The organism is Arthrobacter sp. (assembly GCF_030540645.1).
Lineage (GTDB): Bacteria > Actinomycetota > Actinomycetes > Actinomycetales > Micrococcaceae > Specibacter.
Genome location: NZ_JAUNVV010000022.1, coordinates 1 through 5,450 on the forward strand (window position 1 = coordinate 1; position 5,450 = coordinate 5,450).

The window sequence follows — 5,450 nt, forward strand, 5'->3', positions numbered from 1 at the left end:
CACACGCAGTGGAGCGGCGACAAGACCGAGGTCAGCGCAGTAGACACGCACTAACTTCCCTTTCTTGCGGACGACGGCGGCCGGTGACCTTTCAAGCGAAAGGTCACCGGGCGCCGTCGTTCTGTCACCATGGTCCCGAGACGGACAGGGGGCAGGGGCTGAGGTGGAATCACCCGGCTGCCATGCTTAACGGCCCAGGCGCTGGCGGGCCGTTCCTGTTCCGTGGCCCACAGCCACGCGCCGGGTGGCTGCAGCCAAGCCAAACACCGGCATGTCGGTGTGAACGGTTTCCTGGTCCTTGACCGAGATGTGGTAAGTCTCATGCCAGATGCGAACGTCCCCGGTGCCCACGGTCTCCTTCATGAACGCACGCCAAGGGGGCCAAGTGGGGAGCTCCGCGGTCGGCCGCAAAGCGCTGCAGGTGTTCGGGGCTTTCCCAGTAGGAAAGCAGGATGGTGGACCGGCCCAGCCACTGGTGAAAGCCCAGCATGCCGGCGTCCGGGTTGGTGGCGAGGTGTTTGAGCATGCGTGGCATGGCCGCGACCGTGCGAAACGTCTTCGCCAGTTTCCACCAGCGGTTGGCGCGCATGCCGATGAGGAATACGGTGACGGTGTCCGTCTGCGGGCTGGCAGTAAATCGGCCGGGGGTGTTGCCGCCCTCAGCCTGCGGGACGTTGCGGCCGGTGCGGACACCTCCACCACGGCCATCTATTCGCTCTTTGGTGGCAAGCAGGAGCTGCTGTCAGCCGTGGTCGAGGAAGGCTTCCGTTCCTTTGCCGCGGACCAGCACGCCGCAGCGCCGCACGGGCTGCTGGCGCTGGGCCGGGCGTACCGCCAATGGGCGCTGTCCCGTCCCGTGCTCTACTCGCTGATGTTTCCGGGGGCACAACAAGGCGGTGGTCCTGACTGCCTGCCAACCTTGGACTTTTCACACGAAGCCATGGCGCCACTGATGGCTGCCGTGATACTCCTGCTGGAGGCAAAGCCCGGAGCAGTGGCACCGGATGCTGTTGCGATGGCGGTTTGGGGGCAAGTCCAGGGGCTTGTCAGCCTGGAGTTGTCAGGGGTGGGATTGGCCGCAGAAGCCTGGAGCGCCGCCTACGAGGCGGCGCTTTCTGGCATAGCCCGCGCGTACTTGGAGAACTGACGCGACCGGGCATGCGCTGAGGATGCGTGCGCAGGAATCAGGCTGCGGCTAGATCCACATGGCTGGGTCGATGTACTCAGCCGGGTCCACTGCGGGGGCCATTTCACGCTTTGCGTCGCGGTGGCGCCACGTGGCGGGAATGCCGGTAATGATGGAGTTGGCGGGTGCGTCCTTGACGACGACGGAGTTCGCCCCGACGGCGGAGTCGTCACCGATGAGGATGGGGCCCAGCACCTTGGCGCCAGCCCCGATGGTGACGCGGTTGCCGATGGTGGGGTGACGCTTGATTTTGGCCAGGGAGCGCCCGCCCAGAGTGACGCCGTGGTAGATCATGACGTCGTCACCAATTTCGGAAGTCTCCCCAATGACAACGCCCATGCCATGGTCGATGAAGAAGCGCCGACCGATGGTGGCTCCGGGGTGGATCTCAATGCCGGTGGCAAAGCGTGTCAACTGTGACAGGACCCGGGCAGGGAAACGCAAACCGGGGTTCTCCCACATTTTGTGCGTGAGCCGGTGCACCCAAATGGCGTGCAGTCCTGAGTACACAAAAAAGTTCTCCATGGAGCCCCGGGCCGCGGGGTCATGGGACCGGGCCGACTCGAGGTCTTCACGTATTCTGCCGAAAAATCCCACAGACTTCTTTCCGTTGGTCGCCGTCGTCATTCTTCGGCGCAGCGTGCAATGCGTCAGTACTTGGTGAGTCAGTACTTAATGTGGCAGGGCCCGCACCTCGGAAGGCCCGCATTGCCGACGAAGTTGTGTCGGCAATGCGGGGTCAATCCAGCCGTGCGAGCCAATGAACGCCACTTATGGCGGGATATTAGCCCCGGATATCGTCGTACAACACAGTTGAAATGTAGCGCTCACCGAAGTCGCAGACGATGGCAACGATCAGCTTACCGGCGTTCTCCGGGCGTTTTGCCAATTCGAGGGCTGCCCACACGATGGCACCCGATGAAATACCGCCCAGGATGCCCTCGCGTACGCCCAAGTCGCGGGCGACGCGGACGGAGTCCTCAAGAGTAGCGTCCATCACTTCGTCGTAGATGTGTTGGTCAAGGATTTCCGGGATGAAGTTTGCCCCGAGGCCCTGGATCTTGTGCGGACCCGGAGCGCCTCCATTGAGGATGGCGGAATCGATGGGCTCGACTGCCACAACCTGCACGCCGGGCTTGAGTTCCTTCAGCACCTGACCGACGCCAGTGACAGTCCCGCCAGTACCAACTCCGGCGACGAAGATGTCAACCGCCCCGTCGGTATCTTCCCAGATCTCCTCGGCCGTGGTTCGACGGTGGACGTCCACGTTGGCGGGATTGGCGAACTGCTGGGCCCAGATGGCGTTTTCGGTGTTGGCCACGATTTCCTTGGCCTTGTCGACAGCTCCGCGCATGCCTTCCGAACCGGGGGTCAGGACAATGTCGGCACCGTAGGCGCGCAGCATGACACGACGCTCGGTGGACATGGTTTCGGGCATGGTCAAAATGACTTTGTAGCCGCGGGCGGCACCGACCATTGCCAAAGCGATTCCGGTGTTGCCGGAAGTGCCTTCCACAATGGTTCCGCCGGGCTTAAGCTCCCCGGATGCTTCGGCAGCGTCAACAATGGCAACGCCGATCCGATCCTTGACACTGTTCGCCGGGTTATAGAATTCCAGCTTCACGGCGACAGTGGCGGCAAGGCCCTCCGTCAGACGGTTCAGCCGCACCAAGGGGGTGCCGCCAACCAGCTGGGTGACATTGTCATAGATGGGTGCCATGAATGGTCCTTAGATTCTTTGATGAAACGGTGGGGTGCGGTTCCTTGCGCGGGAACGCACGCTGTGCATATCCGCCAGCGTATCGACTCGCCCTGCGCGGTTCTAGGCGGTGAGCCACTTCGCGTAATGTTTTCTTACTTTGGCGATTTTTGGGTTGATAATGACCCTGCAATATCCCACTTCGGGGCGTTCGGCGTAGAAGTCGTTGTGGTAGCCCTCCGCCGGATACACCACACCCAGCCGCGTTACCTCGGTGATGATGGGGTCTGCCCACAACGGTTGGTTGCGCACAATGGCAGCCCGAAACTCCGCTTCTTCCTGCTCGTCACGGTAGTACAGGACGGAGCGGTACTGGGTTCCGACGTCGTAACCTTGGCGGTTAAGCGTGGTGGGGTCGTGCTGGATGAAGAACATGTCAAGAATGGTTTCGGCCGGGATGACGGTCTCGTCGAACGTCACCGTCACCACTTCCGCGTGTCCAGTCATGCCTGTACAGATTTGGTCGTAGTTCGGGTTCGGCAGGGCACCGCCGGAATAGCCGGACACCACTGATTTCACGCCCACGGTCATTTGATACACGGCATCCAGGCACCAAAAGCAGCCGCCGCCCAACACATAAGTCTTCATGCTTATTTATAAGTCATCCAAGCCCGCGAGAATTCCCGTTCCCGTGTGTGCCCTGCCAGCCTGTATGCTCCGCCCGCCACTAAGCTGGAGACATGAGCAAGGACCCCACTTTCCCCACCCCCGACGTCGGACCGGACTCAGTTGCCCAAGTCACCGACGCCGATGACACTGATACCGGCATGGTTGGACACGCAGAACAGGCCGACCAACACTTAGCCGGCTCCGTGGCACTTGAGACTCCTGTTCTTGCCGATGTCCTGATGGCCGCGGAGGAACTGTGGCCAGAATCCCTGGCCGAGGAATGGGACAGGGTCGGCTTGGTGGTGGGCCGCGTCGACGCGGATGTGGAACGGATCATGTTTGCCGTTGACCCCACCCTTGAGGTTATTGACGAGGCACTGGAATGGGGTGCCCAACTGCTGATCACCCACCACCCCCTGCTGTTGAAGGGCGTCAACTCCGTGGCAGCCACGTCGGGAAAGGGGCGCGCTGTTCACCGGCTGATCGAAGGCGGATGCGCCCTACTGACAGTTCACACGAACGGGGACAGCGCCGTGGGTGGTGTGTCCGACGTCTTGGCCGATGCCATTGGCCTCAGTGATGTGCAGCCGCTCATGCCGGCAACCCACGGACTGCCGGAAGAAGGCATCGGAAGGGTTGGCGTGCTGGACGGTGCACAGAAGCTGGGTGATTTGGCTGCCCGCATCTTTTTGATGTTGCCAGCTGTTGCCGGTGGCGTGCGCGTCGGAGGGGACAAAGACGCCTTGGTACACAAGGTTGCCGTGTGCGGCGGCTCCGGGGACAGCTTGTTTGATGCCGTGCGTGCCAGTGATGCCGATGTGTATGTCACAGCGGACCTGCGCCACCACCCGGCCTCGGAAGCACGCGAAGCCCGCGCAGACGGCAAACCGTATTTGATCGACTTGTCCCACTTTGCCAGTGAATGGTTGTGGCTTCCGGCTGCCATGGCAGCGTTGGGCAATGTGCTTGCTGATCAGGGCTTTGCCGCCGAACTGGCTTTGAGTCAAACCAACACGGACCCGTGGGACTTTATTCTCACCCCCGGGAACTAGGCTGGGGACAAGCACAACCATTTTTTGATGTAGCAGGAGGACTTACATGGCCAAGGCAGCCCCCGGGGAGCAACTGCGTTTGTTGGAGGTACAGGCACTGGATGGCAAGTTGCGGGGCTTGGATGTGCAAGCCAGAGAGCTGAAGGAAGATCCCAGGCTTCCGGACCTGCACGCCGGGGTCACCGTGGCCAAGAGCGACCTCGTGGTGCTTGACACGGCCGTCAGTGATGCCCAAAGGGCACTGACCAAAGCCGAAGATGATGTGGCTGCGGTAGTTACCCGGCTTGAACGTGACGAGGCCAAGCTGAACAGCGGCACCGGCCTGTCCAAGGACCTGATGGCGTTGCAAAGTGAAATTGAGTCATTGACAAAGCGACGCAGCGATCTTGAAGACACCGAGCTGGAGAACATGGAGGCCTTCGAGGAGGCCACCGCCAAGCAGGCTGCGCAGCGTGAGCTGGTGGCCAAGATGCAATCGGTCCTTGACGGTGTCCTTGACGAAGTTCGCAGCAAATTGGGTGGTCTGAAGATGGAGCGCGACGCCACGTTGGCTGAGCGGGCCGAACTGGCGGCCACTTTCACCCCGGAGCTGTTGGCTCTCTACGATCGTGCCCTGGCGAAGTACGGTGTCGGCGCTGCCCGGCTCTTCCACGGAAAATCTGAAGGATCCGGCATGCAGCTCAGCGCCGGCGACCTGGTGGACATCAAGAAGGCAAGTGCGGACACCATTGTCTACTGCCCCGATTCAGGGGCCATTCTTGTCCGCTCGGAGGAGTGGGGCTGACCCGGAAGCCCACCGGCCAGCTTCACCACGTTGAAATCTGGGTCGCGGACTACGCCGTCG

8 protein-coding genes are annotated in these 5,450 nt (G+C 61.6%); 3 read left to right on the forward strand and 5 right to left on the reverse strand.

Annotated features, from left to right (window positions below; translation table 11 throughout):
• Nucleotides 1–186: 186 nt before the first annotated feature.
• Complete coding sequence (locus Q4P21_RS16325) at nt 187–363, reverse strand: DUF4188 domain-containing protein (RefSeq protein ID WP_369598866.1); 177 nt, start codon at nt 361–363, stop codon at nt 187–189.
• Nucleotides 320–589 (reverse strand): DUF4188 domain-containing protein, encoded by a 270-nt coding sequence (locus tag Q4P21_RS06185; protein ID WP_369598867.1) that lies wholly within the window; start codon nt 587–589, stop codon nt 320–322. Before Q4P21_RS06185 ends, Q4P21_RS16325 begins: the two co-directional genes overlap by 44 nt.
• Between Q4P21_RS06185 and Q4P21_RS06190 the strand changes: the two genes are divergently transcribed.
• Nucleotides 515–1,147, forward strand: coding sequence for a TetR/AcrR family transcriptional regulator (locus Q4P21_RS06190; protein WP_303387933.1), 633 nt, complete (start codon nt 515–517; stop codon nt 1,145–1,147). The genes Q4P21_RS06185 and Q4P21_RS06190 overlap by 75 nt on opposite strands.
• 48 nt (nt 1,148–1,195) lie before the next feature.
• Here Q4P21_RS06190 and epsC read toward each other — a convergent pair whose 3' ends face one another.
• The 3 genes from epsC to msrA all read right to left on the reverse strand — a co-directional run bounded on the left by epsC (nt 1,196) and on the right by msrA (nt 3,533).
• Nucleotides 1,196–1,783 carry a serine O-acetyltransferase EpsC gene (gene epsC, locus Q4P21_RS06195; protein ID WP_303387968.1) on the reverse strand — a complete coding sequence of 196 codons (588 nt, stop codon included), beginning with the start codon at nt 1,781–1,783 and terminating at the stop codon, nt 1,196–1,198.
• Nucleotides 1,784–1,970: 187 nt separating this feature from the next.
• Nucleotides 1,971–2,906, reverse strand: coding sequence for a cysteine synthase A (gene cysK / locus Q4P21_RS06200; protein ID WP_303387934.1), 936 nt, complete (start codon nt 2,904–2,906; stop codon nt 1,971–1,973).
• A 102-nt stretch (nt 2,907–3,008) separates the two neighbouring features.
• Nucleotides 3,009–3,533 (reverse strand): peptide-methionine (S)-S-oxide reductase MsrA, encoded by a 525-nt coding sequence (gene msrA / locus Q4P21_RS06205; protein ID WP_303387935.1) that lies wholly within the window; start codon nt 3,531–3,533, stop codon nt 3,009–3,011.
• 179 nt (nt 3,534–3,712) lie between these two features.
• On the opposite strand from msrA, the gene Q4P21_RS06210 reads away from it, so the two are divergent.
• Together Q4P21_RS06210 and Q4P21_RS06215 are read left to right on the forward strand one after the other, a co-directional pair.
• Complete coding sequence (locus Q4P21_RS06210) at nt 3,713–4,606, forward strand: Nif3-like dinuclear metal center hexameric protein (RefSeq protein ID WP_303387969.1); 894 nt, start codon at nt 3,713–3,715, stop codon at nt 4,604–4,606.
• Nucleotides 4,607–4,652: 46 nt separating this feature from the next.
• The gene (locus Q4P21_RS06215) at nt 4,653–5,390 is read left to right on the forward strand and encodes a zinc ribbon domain-containing protein (RefSeq protein WP_303387936.1); all 738 of its coding nucleotides are present in this window, start codon (nt 4,653–4,655) and stop codon (nt 5,388–5,390) included.
• Nucleotides 5,391–5,450 lie beyond the last annotated feature (60 nt).